This is a genomic window from Nocardia tenerifensis NBRC 101015, from assembly GCF_000308715.1.
Lineage (GTDB): Bacteria > Actinomycetota > Actinomycetes > Mycobacteriales > Mycobacteriaceae > Nocardia > Nocardia tenerifensis.
This window is the reverse complement of sequence record NZ_BAGH01000298.1, coordinates 1-15,686: the sequence shown is the minus strand read 5'-3', so window position 1 is coordinate 15,686 and position 15,686 is coordinate 1. Positions and strand designations below refer to the sequence as shown.

Here is a 15,686-nt window from a genome sequence, read left to right as displayed (position 1 = left end):
AACAGAACCTGTGAGGAATCATGCCGGAGTTGAGTAGTTCGTCTGATGAACACAAAATTTTGAATCAGATGGGATCCGATGCAAAATTTGCAGTACGGGACCTGTATGATCAGCTGGACAGGGGATTCGAAGACTCGCAAGAGCTCTTCGGGGGGTATATCTTTACGAAGCGCATTCTCGCCGACTTCATGCAAGCTCTCATTCGTTCCCAAATATCGGCGAGCGATATCAGTCGGTATAATAATATCCTCGCTACGGTTGAAACCCTGCTGGCCGATGCATATGTTGGTAAGATGCCGGAGAAGTATCTGAAGGTGCCATATAGGTCCGCCATTCATGCTGAGCTCTACGCAGTACTCTATCGGCGTCGGGGGGAGCCGGTGGAGGCAGACCTGCTGCGAATCATCACCGCTGATTCTGTGCACACCGAGCGGAGAACTCGGGAGCTGAGGGAGCTCGGACTTGACATCGTTGCTTCCAAGTCTGGCGCTGTGAATACTTATACCTTGCAGTCGCTGGAGATAAATCCCTCGAAGCTAGGGTCAATTGTGGCCAACCATATCCGCGCGGACAAATCGCTGTCTGTGAGCGCGAGGGATAGGCTGCTTTCTCGGTTGTAGGAGTGGGCGGCATTGCTGCAAGCTATCCTCATGCACATGGTGGCCGACCCGGACTGGACGCGCGATGAGCTGATCCTCGCTTGTGACCTCATGGCCGGTAACGACTGGCGGCAGATCAGAGAGACAGACCCTCGCGCAGCGGGGTTGTCTGAGCTGCTTCGCTCGTTGCCGATCCATCCGGTCGGGAATCGGAGTGACAAGTTCAGAGGGCCGGGGAGTGTCTCGCGTAAGACGGCTGACATTGCAGCAGTCCATCCGGGGTATGTGGGCGCAAAGACCAGAGGATCAAGACTTGATCGTGAGGTCTTGAACAACTTCCTCGAATCGCCGGACGAGATGCGCGCGACCGCGAAGGCTATCCGCCAGGCCGCGGCGGCTGGTGAGTTAGGGGAGAAGTCGAGCAAGACTGGATGGGACGTTGCTTTCCCGGAAGATATCGAGGTCCGGGAGGGACGGCTCTTGGCAGCTCGATACTTCCGCAGGGAACGGGATCCGCGCCTACGTAAGAAGAAGATCGAGTCCTTTTTGGAGTCGGAAGACCAGGTCCATTGCGAGGTGTGCGCGTTCGATTTCGAGGCGACCTACGGTGAGCGCGGCAACGGGTACATCGAGGTTCACCATATGATCCCGCTACACGTCTCTGGCGAGACCAAGACCAAGTTGGCCGACCTGATCCTCTTGTGCGCTAACTGTCACAGGATGATTCATTCAGGCTCTCAGTGGCTTCACCCAGATGAGTTGCGAGAGTTGCTGGCCGCGCACGGCGGCGCAGGGGCACTGTGACTCGTAGCGTTCGCCGACGATAGTCGACTAGCGGCGGACCTCTGCGACATCGACGGGGCGATCTTCGCGCCGGGAAAGTTCGCAGGCTTCGGCGACGTAGAAGGCTTCGAGGGCATCGGTTGGGCTGCAGGGATTTTTGAGGGTGCCGGTGACTACCGAGACGAAGGCGGCCAACTCTTCCGTGTAGGCGCGGCGGAAGCGCTCCATGAAACCCGGGTACGGAGGGAAGGTGGAGGGGATGTAGTCGGGTTCTACGGAGGTGAGGGGGGAGCGGTCGTCTAGGCCGACTATGGCGTTGGAGAGGGAGCCTAGGGCTTCTAGGCGGACGTCGTAGCCGGCACCGTTGTAGCGGGTCAAGGACACTGTGGCGAGAGTGTCGTTGTCCAAGCGGAGTAGGGCGGCGGCGGTGTCGACGTCGCCGGATTCGGTGAAGACGGGGTCGCCCTGGTTGGTGCCGGTGGCGTAGACGGAGACTATTTCGCGGCCGGTTAGCCAGCGGATGATGTCGAAGTCGTGGACGCCGCAGTCGCGGAAGATGCCGCCGGAGCGGGGGATGTAGTCGGCGGGTGGGGGTGTGGGGTCGAGCGTGGTGGCGCGGAGGGTGTGGAGCCAGCCTAGGGAGCCGGAGGCGATGGCGGCTCGGGCGGCTCGGTAGCCGGCGTCGAAGCGGCGTTGGAAGCCGATTTGTACTGGGACGGTGGAGTTTTGGACGTGGTCGAGGACGGCCAGGGTGCCTTCGATGTCGGCGGCGACGGGCTTTTCGCAGAAGACGGGGAGGCCGGCGTCGACGGCCCTGGTGATCAATTCGGGGTGGGAGTCGGTGGCGGTGGTGATGACTAGGCCGTCGATGTCGGCGGCGAAGAGGGCGTCGAGGTCGGGGGCGAATTCGAGGCCGAGTTTGTCGGCGGCGGCGCGGGCCCGGCCGGGGTCGGCGTCGGCGACGACGACGTTGGCTACGTTGGGGAAGTTCTTGAGGGTCTCGGCGTGGGAGGTGCCGATGCGGCCGGTGCCTGCGAGGCCGAGGGTGACGGCTTTGTGGGATGTCATCGACTTTCCTCCTGGTGAAATGGCAACGTGCGGAAAGGAACTGCCTACGGAGGCAGGGGCGAGCCGGTGTTCAGTTGCTCGGGGGACTCGTGGTCGAACGGACGACGAGGGAGGGCTGCAGGCGCTTGCGCACGGGGTCGGTGCGCTCGGCGCGGAGACGTTCGACGAGGGCTTCGATTGCGAGACGGCCCATTTGGACGCGCGGCTGATCGATGGTGGTGAGCGAGACGTGGCGGAGCGCGGCGAGGGAGGTGTTGTCGTAGCCGACGATGGAGACGTCGTCGGGTACGCGCAGGCCCGCCTCCTCCAGCGCGGACATGGCGCCGACGGCGTTGAAGTCGTTGCCGCAGAACAACGCTGTGGGGAAGTTGTCGCGGGAGAAGAGGTTGAGCAACTTCTGCGCCGCGGCCATACCGGCAGAGTCGGTGTGTTCGCTGGGGATGACCATCGGCTCGAGGCCGTGGCGCGCCATGGCGGCCTGGTAGCCCTTGCGGCGGGGGGCCGCGGTGAACGCATTGCCGCCGTCGAGGTGCACGATGCGCCGATGACCAAGGGCGGCAAGGTGGTCCACGGCCAAGCCGGCGCCTACCTCGCCGTCGTCGTTGACGGTGTCGACCTCGGCGATGGACGACCCGCGCGACACCAACACCAGCGGGGCCTGCTGTGCCGCTTCGCGAATGGCGGCGGCGGGCAGGATGGGGGAGAGCAGGATGATGCCGCCGGGGCGGAACGCGAGCAGGCTCTCCAGCGCGGCGCGCTCGCGGGCGGCGCTGCGGCGGCCGGTGTTGAGGATCAGCTCGAGGCCGGATTCCTGTGCGGCGGTGTCCATTCCCTCGACGACGTCGGCGAAGAACGCGTTGCGCAGGTCGGAGACCATGACGCCGACGATGTTGGAGGTTCGGCTGGCCAGCGAGCGGGCCATGATGTGCGGCTGGTAGCCGAGGTCCTTGGCGGCCTCGAGCACGGCGCGCCTGCGATGCTCGCTCACCTTCGGGGAGTCGCGCATGACGAGCGAGACGAGGGCACGGGAGACGCCGGCGCGCTCGGCGACGTCTTCCATGGTCGGTCGCGCCATGTCGCCTCCGTTCGGTGTTCGGTGATGCGTGCCGTGTCGGAGGTTACAAGGTCGGCGCGCACGAATCAATAGAGCGCTCTAATCGGACTTTCTTCGCGACGAATTCTGCGACGTTTCCGCAGTACGTCCAGATAACGCCTGGTAGCAGCGGTATTGTCAGCAACGCGCAACCTCTTGACACGCTATGACCCACGTTACATAGTTGGAGCGCTCCAATCGCTCGGAGCGCTTCAACTCGACATCGAAGGTCGGAGAAGTCCTGATGACCGAACCGCTTCACCCACTGCGCATCGCGGCCGCACCGATCTCCTGGGGAGTCTGCGAAGTTCCCGGCTGGGGTCACGTGCTCGACGCGCACACGGTGCTCTCGGAGATGGCCGCCCTCGGCCTGACCGCGACCGAACTCGGCCCGCCGGGCTACCTTCCGCAGGATCCGCACGAATTGCGTTCGCTGCTGGACACATTCGGCATCGCCTCGGTCGGCGGCTTCCTGGCGCTGGTGTTGCACGAGGCGCCGGAGCTGGCGCTGGCGCAGGCGCGTGACAGCGCCGCGCTGTTCGCCGCGACCGGCGCCGACGTGCTCGTGCTCGCCGCCGCAACGGGACTCGGCGGCTACGACGCCCGCCCGCGACTCGACGACGACGAATGGCGCACGCTCATCGAGACTTCCGCCGCCATCCGCGACATCGCCGCGGGGCACGGCCTGCGCACGGTGCTGCATCCGCACGTCGGCACGCACGTGGAGACCGAGGCTGAAGTCGAACGCTTCCTTCAAGATTCGGATCTCGACATCTGCCTGGACACCGGCCACCTGATGATCGGCGGCACCGACCCGGTGCTGCTCGCGCGGCGACACGCCGACCGGATCGGGCACATTCACCTCAAGGACGTCCGCAGCGCGCTGGCCGACGACGTGCGGGCCGGCGGGCTGGAATACAGCGAGGCGGTGCGCCGAGGGCTGTATGTTCCGCTGGGGGAGGGCGATGTCGACATCGCCGCCCTGGTACACAGCGTGCGGGCCGCCGGTTACGACGGCTGGTACGTGATGGAGCAGGACACCGCTCTGCGGCCGAGCGACTCGGCGGAGTTGCCGAGCCGCGACACCGAACGCAGCCTGCGGCACCTCGTCGGCCTCGCGACCGGCGCCGCACGAATCTAGTGGAGAAGTGATGACAACGATGTCTCTACGACCGGGCCGAGGGTGGCGGCGATCGCGCCGCCTGGCGCCGTGGCTGGCCGCCGCGGCGGTGCTCGCCGCCTGTAGCGGGCCGGGCGCGGATGTGGCCGCGCCGAGCAACTCTCCCGTCGCCGCGGGCTCCTTGCGCTCGGTCGCGGTGGTCACGCACGGCAGTCCGGGCGACGCCTTCTGGAACGTGGTCAAGAACGGCGCGGAGGCGGCGGGCAAAGACCTCGGCGTCCGGGTGGATTACAACTCGGCGGGCGACCCCGGCCAGCAGGCGAAGCTGATCGACAACGCGGTCGCGCAGGGTGTCGACGGGCTCGTCGTCTCGATGGCGAACCCCGACGCGCTGCGCGCCTCCGTCGAAAAGGCCGTCCGGGCGGGAATTCCGGTGGTGACCATCAACTCCGGCGAGGCGGAGAGCGCGAAGTACGGCGCGATCGGTCACGTCGGACAGAGCGAGGGACTCGCCGGTCAGGCGGCGGGCAAGCGGCTGGTCGACGCGAAGAAGACCAAGATGCTCTGCGTCATTCACGAGGCCGGAAACATCGGCGCGAACCAGCGATGCGACGGCGCCAGTAAGGCTTTCGGCAACGCGACCACCCTGCAGGTGGACATCAACAACCCGACGGACGCCCAGTCGCGCATCAAGGGCGCGCTGGAGTCGGACCGGTCGATCGACGCGGTGCTCACCCTCAACTCGCAGGTCGCCGCGCGCGCCGTGGACGCGGTGCAGGAGTCCCGCTCCGGCGCGACGGTCGCGACGTTCGACCTCAATACCGATGTGGTCGAGGCCATCCGGGCGGGCAAGCTGCTGTTCGCCGTCGACCAGCAGCAGTACCAGCAGGGCTACCTGCCGGTCGTGCTGTTGCAGGCCTACCGGACGAACCTGAACACCGTCGGTGGCGGCACACCGGTGCAGACGGGGCCGGCCTTCGTCGACAAGAACAACGTCGATGCCGTCGCCACGCTCGTGGCCCAGGGCACCCGGTGAGGAGTGAAATGACTACCAGCACAGAAGCTTCCGAGAAGCCGGCCGTCCATGAGCCGGCCGGGCCGACGATCTGGCAGCGGATGGTCGTCCGGCCGGAGATCGGCGCGGCGCTGGGCGCGCTGCTCGTCTTCGTCTTCTTCTCGATCATCACCGACCGGTTCCTGAGTCCGCTGGGCGTAGCGACGTGGCTCGACGACGCCTCCACGCTCGGCATCATGGCGGTCGCGGTGGCGCTGTTGATGATCGGCGGCGAGTTCGACCTGTCGGCAGGGGTGATGACCGCGTCGACGGCGCTGGTCACCGCGCTGCTGGCGGTGCACGCGGGCTGGAATGTGTGGTTCGCGCTGCTCGCCTCGCTGGTGCTCGCGCTGCTCGTCGGCGCGTTCAACGGATGGCTCGTGATGCGCACGGGGCTGCCGAGTTTCATCGTCACGCTCGGCACTTTCCTTGCGTTGCAGGGGTTGAACCTCGGCGTGACCCGGTTGGTCACCGGAACCGTTCAGGTATCGGGCATTCGGAGCGCGGACGGCTACAACTCGGCGGGCTGGGTGTTCGCCTCGACGCTCGACATCGGCGACGCGCACATTCAGGCCTCGGTCGTCTGGTGGATCGTGCTGACCGCCATCGCCGCGATCGTGCTGGTGCGCACCAAGTTCGGCAACTGGATCTTCGCGGTCGGCGGCGCGCTGTCGAACGCGCGGGCCGTCGGCGTGCCCGCGGATCGGACGAAGATCGTGCTCTTCATGACCACCGCGTTCGCCGGCTGGGTGGTCGGTTCGTGCAGCATCCTGCGGTTCACCAGCGTGCAGGCGAATCAGGGTGTCGGACTGGAGCTGCATTACATCATCGCCGCGGTCGTCGGCGGCTGCCTGCTGACCGGCGGCTTCGGCTCGGCGATCGGCGCCGCGATCGGTGCGCTGATCTTCGGCATGGCCAGGCAGGGAATCGTGTTCGCGCGCTGGGACAGTGACTGGTTCATGCTGTTCCTCGGCGTGCTGCTGCTCGCCGCGGTGCTGGTCAACAATAGATTCCAGAAGCGAGCCGAAAGGGTACGCCGATGACCACCCCACTCATCGAAGCCATCGGAATCGGCAAGAGCTACGGCGGCGTCGTCGCGCTCGAGGACGTGTCCACCGTCGTGAACGCCGGAGAGGTCACCTGCATCCTCGGCGACAACGGCGCGGGCAAGTCCACGCTCATCAAGATCCTGGCGGGTGTGCACCAGCACGACCGCGGCGAGTTGAAGATCGAGGGTGAGCCGACTCATTTGGCTTCTCCGCGTGCGGCTTTGGACCACGGCATCGCGACCGTCTATCAGGATCTCGCGGTGGTCCCGCTGATGAGCGTGTGGCGCAACTTCGTCCTCGGCTCGGAGCCGACCACCGGCTACGGGCCGTTCCAGCTGCTCGACCGCAAGAAAGGCCGCGCGATCGCCCGAAAAGGCCTGGCGGACATGGGTATCGAGATCCGTGATATGGAGCAGCCGGTCGGCACGCTGTCCGGCGGTCAGCGCCAATGCGTCGCGATCGCGCGCGCCGTGCACTACGGCGCGAAGGTGCTGATCCTGGACGAGCCGACCGCCGCACTCGGCGTGAAGCAAGCCGGCGTGGTCCTGAAATACGTTGTCCAGGCCCGTGATCGGGGCCTCGGCGTCATCCTGATCACCCACAACCCGCACCACGCGTTTCCGGTCGGCGATCGTTTCCTGCTGCTCAAGCGCGGCACCGTGCTCGGATCCTACGAGAAGGACGAGATCGACCTGTCGGAGCTGACCCGGCAGATGGCGGGCGGCGCCGAACTCGACGCACTGCAACACGAACTACAGCGGGTCGTGTCGTGAGCACCGGGAGGGTATCGCCGTGACCGGTCTGGAGGCACTGACGATCGGTCGCGTCGGCGTCGATCTCTACCCGCAGCAGAGCGGTGTCGGCCTCGCCGAGGTCGAGTCGTTCGCGAAGTCCTTGGGCGGCACCGCGACCAACGTCGCGGTCGCCGCGGCCCGGCTCGGTCGCCGCAGCGCCGTGCTGACCAAGGTCGGCCCGGACGGTTTCGGCGACTACGTGCGAAAGGCCCTGCGGGACTTCGGCGTATCGCCCGACTATGTGGGCACCGCCCCGGATCTGCTGACCCCGGTGGTGTTCTGCGAGTTGAACCCGCCCGCCGACCCGCCGCTGCTGTTCTACCGCGCACCCATCGCGCCGGACCTCGCCCTCACCGAGGACGAGGTGCCCTGGGAGGTGGTGGATTCGGTTCCGCTGCTGTGGGTTACCGGCACCGGGGTGAGCGCGGAGCCGGGGCGCACCACGCAGCGCCGCATCCTCGAGCGCCGCGCCCGCCGCGGGCACACCGTGCTCGACCTGGACTACCGGCCGATGTTCTGGCCGGATGTCGAGACCGCGCGGACCGAGATCGGCTGGATGGTCGACCAGGTGAACGTCGTCGTCGGTAACCGCACCGAGGTCGAAGTGGCCACCGGCACTGGGGATCCCGACGAGGCGGCCGATCGGCTGCTGGCGCGCGGGGTCCGGCTCGCGGTGATCAAGCGGGGCGCCGAGGGCGTGCTCGTCGCCACCGAGCACGAACGCTGGACGGTGCCGCCGTGCCGCGTGGAGGTGGTGTGCGGGCTCGGGGCGGGCGACGGATTCGGCGGCGCGCTGATCCACGGGCTGCTCTCGGACTGGGATCCGCACCGCATCGCCACCTACGCCAACGCCGCGGGCGCCCTGGTGGCATCCCGGCTGGCGTGCGCGGACGCCATGCCGACCGGCTCGGAGATCGAGGAACTGCTGTGCCGCTGAGGCGGCGGGAACGAAACTGGAGGAACGACTGTGCATTTGACCGACGAACGCTGGCGTGAGCTGCTGCGCGTCCGCGCGACGGACCCGGCGGCGGTCGAACGGGCATATGCGAAGCGGGTCCGCCGTCCGAACCTGTTGGGCGACAAGGAGACCCTGTTCCTGGTCGCCGCGGACCACCCGGCCCGCGGCGCGCTCGGCGTCGGGTCGGACCTGACGGCCATGGCCGACCGGCGCACGCTGCTGGAGCGGCTGCTGATCGCGCTGGCGCACCCGGACGTCGACGGCGTGCTCGGCTCCCCGGACGTGGTCGAGGAGCTGCTGCTGCTGGACGCCCTGGACGACAAGGTCGTCATCGGCTCGATGAACCGCGGCGGCCTGGCGGGCGCGGAGTGGGAGATCGACGACCGCTTCACCGGCTACGACGCGGACTCGCTCGCGCGATTCCGGCTCGACGGCGGCAAAATGCTGCTGCGCCTGGTCGATTCCGACGCGGGCACGGTGCCGACGCTGCAGGCGTGCGCGCAGGCGGTGTCCGAGCTGGCGGCGAACGGGCTGATGGCGATGGTCGAGCCGCTGCCGTATCACCGCGACGACTCCGGCGCGCTGGTCATGAGCAAGGACGCGCCCGCGCTGTCCAGGGCGATCACGGTGGCCTCCGGCCTCGGCGTCACCTCCGCGTACACCTGGTTGAAGATTCCCGCCCCACAGGACATTTCGGTGCTCGACGCGACGACCCTGCCGGTCGTCGTGCTGGGCGGCGCGCCCTCCGGCGATCCCAGCGCCGACCTGGCGTTGTGGGATGGCGCCCTCGGCCACGACGTGGTCCGCGGACTGGTGGTGGGCCGGACGCTGCTCTACCCGCCCGACGGTGACGTCGGCGCGGCGGTCGACGCGGCCGCCGAGATGCTCAGGAAGGCAGGATGACCCGGAAACTGCATCGAGCCGCCGGAACGCTGGCCGAGGGCGGAGATTCAATCCACCTGACCCCCGAAGAAGCAGGCTGGACCTACACAGGCCTACGCGTCCTGAACCTGCGCGCCGGCGAGACCCGACAGCTCGAAACAGGTGAGTTCGAGGCGTTCGTCCTCCCACTGGCGGGGTCCTGCACGGTCCGCGTCGACGGCCTGATCTTCGAATTGACCGGCCGCGACTCGGTTTTCACCCGCGTGACGGACTTCGCCTACATCCCGCGCGACGCACGAGTCGAGCTGACGGCCGAGCACGACGCCGAACTCGCTCTCCCCATGGCCCGCTGCGCGAACCGCCTCGAACCGAAATACGGTCCGGCCGAGGACGTCCCGGTCGACATCCGCGGCGCGGGCCGATCCACCCGCCAGGTCACCAACTTCGGCGTCCCCGGCGTCTGGGACCACGCGGACAAGCTCAACGCCTGCGAACTGATCACCCCGGACGGCAACTGGTCCTCCTACCCGCCGCACAAGCACGACGAGGCGAGCGAGTGCGAGGTCGTCAACGAGGAGATCTACTACTTCCGCATCGCGGGCCGGGACGGGGTCACCCCGTCACGTGACGGATTCGGAATGCACCGAACATACACCGCGGACGGCGCCATCGACGAGAATGTGGCGGTGCGGGACGGCGACGTCTTCCTGGTCCCGCGCGGCTACCACGGTCCGTGTATCGCTGCGCCGGGCTACCCCATGTACTACCTCAACGTGCTCGCCGGCCCCGCCCCGCAGCGCTCGATGGCCTTCTGCGACGACCCCGCGCACAGCTGGGTGCGCGGCAGCTGGGACGACCAGCCGCGCGACTCCCGCTGCCCGGTCACCAACCACGAAGGACGGTTCGGATGAAACTCACTGCGGCACAAGCCCTGGTGGCCTGGCTCGTCGCGCAGCGCTCGGAGACCCTCGACGGCCGCGAAGTGCCCTTGTTCCCCGCCGTTTTCGGCATCTTCGGGCACGGCAACGTGCTCGGCCTCGGCACCGCCCTGCACGAGCGCCGCGACGAGATCCCGGTCTGGCGCGGGCATACCGAGCAGGGCATGGCTTTGGCGGCGGTCGGCTACGCCAAGGCGACCCAGCGACGCCAGGTCGGCGTGGCCACCTCCTCGATCGGGCCCGGCGCGCTGAACATGGTGACGGCCGCGGGCGTCGCCCACGCGAATCGCCTTCCGCTGCTGCTACTTCCGGGTGACACGTTCACCACCCGCGCGCCGGATCCGGTACTCCAGCAGGTCGAGCATTTCGGCGACGCCACCGCGACAGTGAACGACGCCTTCCGCGCAGTCAGCCGCTACTTCGACCGCATCACCCGGCCGGAGCAGCTGATTTCCACACTGCCGCAGGCGGTCCGGGTGCTCACCGACCCGGCCGACGCGGGCCCGGTGACGCTCGCCCTCCCGCAGGACGTGCAGGCCGAGACCTACGACTTCCCCGACGCCCTGTTCGAACCGGTCCTGCACCGCGTCCCGCGCCCGCGCGCGGACGAGCGCTCGCTGGCCGACGCCGCCGCGGCCCTGCGCGACTCGGCCAGGCCGCTGCTGGTGCTCGGCGGCGGCGCCCGCTACTCGGGGGCGGGCCGCACAGCGCTGGAATTCGCTGAGCGCCATGGCGTTCCGATCGTGGAGACGACCGCGGGCCGCACCCTGGTGCCGCACGAGCACCCGCTCTACGCGGGCCCGCTCGGGGTCACCGGCTCGACCTCGGCCAATGTGCTTGCCGCGGAGGCGGATCTGGTCCTGGCCGTGGGTACCCGGCTGCAGGACTTCACCACCGCCTCGTGGACCGTGTTCGCGCCGACCGTCCGTCTCGTCACCGTCAACACCGCGCGCTTCGACGCGGTCAAGCACGGCGCACTCGCGGTGGTCGGCGACGCCGACGCAACGGTGCGTGACCTGGCCGAACGCGTCGGCGAGTGGCGCGCCGACACGGAATGGACGGCCCGTGCCGCCGCTCAGCGCGGCGCCTGGGACGCCCACATCGACAAGCTGCGCGCTCCCGCGCCGGGCACTCCCAGCTATGCCCAGGTGGTCGGCGTCGTCAACGAGCTCAGCGGCCCGAGCGACTACGTCATGACCGCCTCGGGCGGCATGCCCGGCGAACTCGTCGGCGGCTGGCGCGCGACGGGCGGCGCACCGACCATGGACGTCGAGTACGGCTTCTCCTGCATGGGCTACGAACTCGCCGGCGCCTGGGGCGCGGCCATGGCGCACACGGACGGCCTGGTCACCACCGTGCTCGGCGACGGCTCCTACCTGATGCTGAACTCCGAACTGTTCTCCGCGGCCTTCGCGGGCCACCCGTTCGTCGCGGTCGTCTGCGACAACGACGGCTACGCGGTCATCGCCCGCCTGCAGGAGGGACAGGGCGGCGCGCCGTTCAACAACTTCTACGCCGACTGCCGCACCGCGCACGACGAGCCGCCGCGGGTGGATTTCGCCGCGCACGCCCGCTCCCTGGGCTGCGCGGTCTTCACCGCCGATGACCTGCACGAATTCCGCGTGGCCTACGCCGGCGCGCGGGAAGCCGCGGTCCGCGAGTCCCGCCCGGCCGTGCTGGTGATCCGCACCCAGCCGTCGTCCTGGACCGAGGCCGGAGCCTGGTGGGAGGTGGGCGTGCCCGAGCATCTGTCCGGGCGCGCCGCACACGCCGAGGCGAAGCCGCGTCAGGTGCGTTACCTGCGCCGGTGAACGCCGGGTGACGGCGTGGGGGCTGCACGACGCGGCGGAAAGTCGTAGGATGACTTAGCGGCGCAGTGCCGCGTTGGTATCGATGGCCTTGCGGCACAAGGTAACTGGGACGTGGCCGGGCATCGACGACCATCCGCGTCGAGAAGGAGAAGCCTGTGCGTACCGACGGTGCGGCCCCGTTCGCCGCGCGGTCGGCAGGGCGCTCGGCGGCGACCGCTCATGTCGCCGGGTCACGCCGCGGACTACGCGGCAGCGGCGGATACGTCGGAGGGGGACGACGCACGCGCCTGGCAACAAGCGCAGGTACCCGAGCACTGTTTCGGGCCGTCGTCGGCGGATCGGGGCCTGTCAGAGCATGGGAGGTGAAGGCAACAAGTCCTCGTCAGCGTTGTATTGCTCACAGTTGACCGGGGAAGATGTGGAGAAATTCGTCGGATCATGGCATCGTTGATCTACGAGACCAGGGCATTCCATTTGCCAGAATCTGGCTCGTCTACAGAAAGTATGAAATGGCTCAGGGCATTGTGAAGTGGTTCAACAGCGAGAAGGGCTTCGGCTTCATCGCGCAAGACGGCGGAGGCCCCGACGTCTTCGTGCATTACTCGGCCGTCAGCGGCTCGGGTTTCCGGTCCCTCGATGAGGGTCAGCGCGTGGAGTTCGAGATCGGCCAGGGCCAGAAGGGCCCGCAGGCGCAGGACGTTCGCGTTCTCTGACCGCTCCTAAGCTTTTCGAAAGGCCCCGCACCGGCAAGGTGCGGGGCCTTTCCCCTTTTCCGAAGACCTACGCCTTGCTGAACACCACGTGCGTGACCGCGGGGGAGCGGACCACCGAGCTGACCTCGTAACCCGGCAGGGTGCCGAGCTCGTCGTAGAGGCGCTCGCCGCCGCCGAGCAGGATCGGCACCACGGCCAGGTGCATCTCGTCGACCAGGCCCGCGCGCAGGAACTGCCGCACCACCGACGAGCCGCCGCCCAGGCGCACGTCCTTGCCGTCGGCGGCCTTGAATGCCTTGCGCAGCACCTCTTCCGGCGAGTCGTCCACGAAGTGGAACGTGGTGCCGCCCTCCATCGGCAGCGACGGCCGCGGGTGGTGCGTCAGCACGAACGTGTCGTGGTGGTACGGCGGGTTGTCGCCCCACCAGCCCTTCCACTCCTCGTCCTGCCACTCGCCGCGAATCGGCCCGAACATGTTGCGGCCCATGATGGTTGCGCCGATGCCGACGTCGCCCGCCTTGATGAAGTCGTCGTCGATGCCCGTCTCGCCGCCCTCGGTGCCGGACCACTCGTGGCCGGTCCGCGTCGCGAACACCCACTGGTGCAGGCCCATGCCGCCCTCGCCGATCGGGTTGTCCTCGTTCTGGTTCGGGCCGGCGACGTAGCCGTCCAGTGAGATCGCGAGGTTGCGTACGAAGAGCTTCGCCATGGTGCTGTCTTTCTCTGTAGTGCTTGCAGTTTGCAATCGGTTGTGCACAGCCTAAGGGCAACTGGTTGTATATTGCAAGCAGAACTTCGGACCGATTTCTAGGAGGGGTGGATGCGTGACCAAGGACGGTCGGGCTGCCCGATCAACGCGACGATCGAGGTGATCGGCGACCGGTGGACCCTGCTGGTGCTGCGCGACGTCATGTTCGGCAACCGGCGATACTTCCGGGAGTTGCTCAACGCGTCGGAGGAGGGCATCGCGTCGAACATCCTCGCCGACCGACTGAAGCGCCTGGTCGCGGCGGGTCTGCTGAGCCGCGAGGACAGCAGGCCGGGGCAGAAGGCCGAGTACCGGCTGACCGAGCCCGCCATCCAGTTGGTGCCGGTCATGGCCCAGCTCGGGGCGTGGGGCCTGCGGCACCGGCCGACCACCCGGCAACTGCGGGTGCGGGCCGAACTGCTCGAGGAGGGCGGCCCGGAGCTGTGGGCGGAGTTCATGGACGAGCTGCGCGAGTCGCATCTCGGGATTCCGCGCCCGGACCGGGACCGGCCGACCGCGACGCACCGGCTGGCGCAGGCGTACGCGGCGGCCGTCGCCGAGGCGTAGGGCGCGTCTTGCCTCGGCGGCCCGCGTGGTTACGCCGCCGCCGTGGCTTCGGCGCGGAAGAACTCCGCGGTGCGGCTCCTGGCTCGATCGAGGTCGGGCGCGGCCGTCTTCGGGAAAGCCGCTGCGGCCAGGGCGAATTCGGACTCGATGAACGCGGCGATGGGCACCGGTACTGCGCCACTGCCCATTTCGCGGGTCCGCGACTTGAGCGCGGTCAACTCCGCCACCGCCGCAACGAGATCGGTGTCGAGGTCGCACCCGGCCATCAGCGTCGGCAGGTGCATCGGCGCCACCGTCGCGCCGGGGTGCGCCCGCAGCCAGCGCAAAGCCATTGCGGGGCGCAGCGAGTAGAACACCTTCTTCAGTGATCGGTTGCGGTCGAACAACTCCCACTGCTTGCGGCCGAGGTGCAGGTAGTGCCTGGCGACCCGGTTGCGGTCGGCGACCTCCTCGGCCAGGGCGCGCAGCTCGTCGCGGAAGCGCGCGTCGCCGCGGTACACGATCGGCGACATCAGCCACTCGATGAGCACGGCGTTCCCCGCGACGAGCAGGCGCAACGCCTTGGCCAGGTCCCAGCCGTTCACGTCGAGCAGGCCGGTCGGCGGCGTCTCGATCACATCGCGGGTGCGCCACGGCGACAGGTAGGTATCGAGGTTCCCGACGTAGACGAAGCGACAGTCGTAGTCCGAGTCCGGCGACGGGAAACCCCAAGCCCGGCTGCCGCTTTCGATGGCCAGCCGCACCGAGACGCGGTGCTTGCGCTCGACCCGCGCCAGCTCGACGTCGATGGACCCGACTACGGTCGGGTCCATCGAAGCGGGGATAGCGCGTAGTGACATGCGGTCGATGCTATGTGCCGGTTACTGGGGAACGCAGGTCATTTTCCGGGAGCTTCGGGGGAGCGCCCGAGGGCGGCGATCGCGAGCGCGACGAACGCCAGCGCGCCGCCGAGCCACATCGCCGAGGTGACGCCGAACGCGTCCGCGGTGCGCCCGCCCACCAGCGCGCCGAGGGCGATGGCGGCGTTGAAGACGCCCGCGTTCAGGGAGGACGCGGCCTCGCGCGCGTCCGGCGCCGCGGCGAAGACCCAGTTCTGCGCGGTGACCGACACGCCGCCGTAGGACAGACCCCAAGCCACCATGAGCGCGACGGCGAGCCAGAGGGAGCCGCCGAGCGCGGGAATCAGCAGCACGGTGACGCCCAGCGGGACGCCGATCGTCATCAGTGTTCTGCGCGGGCGGCGCACAGCCGGACCGCCCGAGCCGAAATTGCCGACGACTCCGGCGATTCCGTACACCAGCAGCACGGTGCCGATGGTGCTCGCGCCGATGCCGGTCACCTTCTCCAGCAGCGGGCGGACATAGGTGTAGGCGGCGAAGTGGCCGGTCACCAGGAACGCGATCGCCAGCAGCGCGGTGCGCAACTGCGGCTCGCGCGTCAAGCGCAGCACGGCGCGCAGCGGAACCACCTGCGCGACAGTCAGTCTCGGCAGCAGCGCGACGATCGCGA

The 15,686-nt window shown here is 68.1% G+C and carries 17 protein-coding genes; 12 read left to right on the top strand and 5 right to left on the bottom strand.

The window, feature by feature from the left end:
- Positions 1 to 68: 68 nt before the first annotated feature.
- Both ON39_RS23250 and ON39_RS23245 read left to right on the top strand, forming a co-directional pair.
- The gene (locus tag ON39_RS23250) at positions 69 to 620 is read left to right on the top strand and encodes a hypothetical protein (protein ID WP_040737586.1); all 552 of its coding nucleotides are present in this window, start codon (positions 69 to 71) and stop codon (positions 618 to 620) included.
- 36 nt (positions 621 to 656) lie between these two features.
- Positions 657 to 1,403 carry an HNH endonuclease gene (locus tag ON39_RS23245; RefSeq protein WP_157195505.1) on the top strand — a complete coding sequence of 249 codons (747 nt, stop codon included), beginning with the start codon at positions 657 to 659 and terminating at the stop codon, positions 1,401 to 1,403.
- 27 nt (positions 1,404 to 1,430) lie between these two features.
- On the opposite strand, the gene ON39_RS23240 is transcribed toward ON39_RS23245, so the two are convergent.
- Entirely contained in the window at positions 1,431 to 2,450 is a 1,020-nt protein-coding gene (locus ON39_RS23240) for a Gfo/Idh/MocA family protein (protein WP_040737585.1), read from the bottom strand.
- Between the two features lie 70 nt (positions 2,451 to 2,520).
- Positions 2,521 to 3,525, bottom strand: coding sequence for a LacI family DNA-binding transcriptional regulator (locus ON39_RS23235; RefSeq protein WP_040737584.1), 1,005 nt, complete (start codon positions 3,523 to 3,525; stop codon positions 2,521 to 2,523).
- A gap of 262 nt (positions 3,526 to 3,787) precedes the next feature.
- On the opposite strand from ON39_RS23235, the gene ON39_RS23230 reads away from it, so the two are divergent.
- From ON39_RS23230 to ON39_RS23190, 9 genes are all read left to right on the top strand, one after another.
- Positions 3,788 to 4,684, top strand: a complete 897-nt coding sequence (locus tag ON39_RS23230; RefSeq protein ID WP_040737583.1) for a TIM barrel protein — start codon at positions 3,788 to 3,790, stop codon at positions 4,682 to 4,684.
- A 10-nt stretch (positions 4,685 to 4,694) separates the two neighbouring features.
- The gene (locus tag ON39_RS23225; protein WP_246002935.1) at positions 4,695 to 5,699 is read left to right on the top strand and encodes a sugar ABC transporter substrate-binding protein; all 1,005 of its coding nucleotides are present in this window, start codon (positions 4,695 to 4,697) and stop codon (positions 5,697 to 5,699) included.
- 8 nt (positions 5,700 to 5,707) lie between these two features.
- Positions 5,708 to 6,760, top strand: coding sequence for an ABC transporter permease (locus ON39_RS23220; RefSeq protein WP_040737611.1), 1,053 nt, complete (start codon positions 5,708 to 5,710; stop codon positions 6,758 to 6,760).
- Complete coding sequence (locus ON39_RS23215; protein WP_040737581.1) at positions 6,757 to 7,539, top strand: ATP-binding cassette domain-containing protein; 783 nt, start codon at positions 6,757 to 6,759, stop codon at positions 7,537 to 7,539. The genes ON39_RS23220 and ON39_RS23215 overlap by 4 nt, the downstream gene beginning before the upstream one ends.
- Positions 7,540 to 7,558: 19 nt before the next feature.
- Entirely contained in the window at positions 7,559 to 8,497 is a 939-nt protein-coding gene (iolC, locus tag ON39_RS23210; protein ID WP_040737580.1) for a 5-dehydro-2-deoxygluconokinase, read from the top strand.
- Positions 8,498 to 8,527: 30 nt separating this feature from the next.
- Positions 8,528 to 9,421 carry a Cgl0159 family (beta/alpha)8-fold protein gene (locus ON39_RS23205; protein WP_040737579.1) on the top strand — a complete coding sequence of 298 codons (894 nt, stop codon included), beginning with the start codon at positions 8,528 to 8,530 and terminating at the stop codon, positions 9,419 to 9,421.
- Positions 9,418 to 10,311: a 5-deoxy-glucuronate isomerase gene (gene iolB / locus ON39_RS23200; protein WP_040737578.1), complete on the top strand. Its 894-nt coding sequence runs from the start codon at positions 9,418 to 9,420 to the stop codon at positions 10,309 to 10,311. Before ON39_RS23205 ends, iolB begins: the two co-directional genes overlap by 4 nt.
- Positions 10,308 to 12,149, top strand: a complete 1,842-nt coding sequence (gene iolD / locus ON39_RS23195) for a 3D-(3,5/4)-trihydroxycyclohexane-1,2-dione acylhydrolase (decyclizing) (protein WP_174412557.1) — start codon at positions 10,308 to 10,310, stop codon at positions 12,147 to 12,149. Before iolB ends, iolD begins: the two co-directional genes overlap by 4 nt.
- Before the next feature lie 509 nt (positions 12,150 to 12,658).
- Positions 12,659 to 12,862, top strand: coding sequence for a cold-shock protein (locus tag ON39_RS23190; RefSeq protein ID WP_014987157.1), 204 nt, complete (start codon positions 12,659 to 12,661; stop codon positions 12,860 to 12,862).
- Between the two features lie 67 nt (positions 12,863 to 12,929).
- Here the strand turns inward: ON39_RS23190 and ON39_RS23185 are convergent, their stop codons facing one another.
- Positions 12,930 to 13,571, bottom strand: a complete 642-nt coding sequence (locus ON39_RS23185) for a dihydrofolate reductase family protein (protein WP_040737577.1) — start codon at positions 13,569 to 13,571, stop codon at positions 12,930 to 12,932.
- A 111-nt stretch (positions 13,572 to 13,682) separates the two neighbouring features.
- On the opposite strand from ON39_RS23185, the gene ON39_RS23180 reads away from it, so the two are divergent.
- A complete protein-coding gene (locus tag ON39_RS23180; protein ID WP_040737576.1) occupies positions 13,683 to 14,177 on the top strand; it encodes a winged helix-turn-helix transcriptional regulator in 495 nt (164 codons plus the stop codon).
- 29 nt (positions 14,178 to 14,206) lie between these two features.
- On the opposite strand, the gene ON39_RS23175 is transcribed toward ON39_RS23180, so the two are convergent.
- Together ON39_RS23175 and ON39_RS23170 are read right to left on the bottom strand one after the other, a co-directional pair.
- Positions 14,207 to 14,989 (bottom strand): nucleotidyltransferase domain-containing protein, encoded by a 783-nt coding sequence (locus tag ON39_RS23175; protein WP_246002934.1) that lies wholly within the window; start codon positions 14,987 to 14,989, stop codon positions 14,207 to 14,209.
- A 65-nt stretch (positions 14,990 to 15,054) separates the two neighbouring features.
- A partial coding sequence (locus ON39_RS23170; protein WP_040737574.1) for an MFS transporter occupies positions 15,055 to 15,686 on the bottom strand: 632 nt, incomplete at its 5' end.